The organism is Staphylococcus pasteuri (assembly GCF_030547725.1).
In the GTDB taxonomy this organism is placed as follows: Bacteria; Bacillota; Bacilli; order Staphylococcales; family Staphylococcaceae; genus Staphylococcus; species Staphylococcus pasteuri.
In genome coordinates this window covers 1-287 of the sequence record NZ_JAUOQO010000230.1, presented here as the reverse complement: position 1 = coordinate 287, position 287 = coordinate 1, and the positions used below count along the sequence as shown (strand labels likewise).

General features: G+C 43.2%; 1 protein-coding gene. It reads left to right on the top strand.

Annotated features, from left to right (window positions below; translation table 11 throughout):
* Positions 1-287, top strand: a 287-nt coding sequence (locus tag Q4528_RS13495) for a hypothetical protein (RefSeq protein WP_303522039.1), incomplete at both ends; no start/stop codon positions are given.

Here is a 287-nt window from a genome sequence, read left to right as displayed (position 1 = left end):
GTCTTAAAGAAAGTAATTGATTACGTGCACGGCGATCACCTCAAGAACGCTTACACCTATAATGTGGTTCAATGCGCTCAAGATGAAACGATGGGTAAAGAGCTTAAAGTGGTACCATTACCCTATTTAAAGATAGCGGGCAATTTAACCGTAGCTATATCAATGGCAGTCACAACACAGGGTTTTACTATATCTCCGATGAATGAATGGTTTAGCGGAAGCTTAGAGGCGCAGTACGGTGATGTGGTGTTCAGCTCAAAAGTCACAAAAAAAGCGCGGGGTAGGGA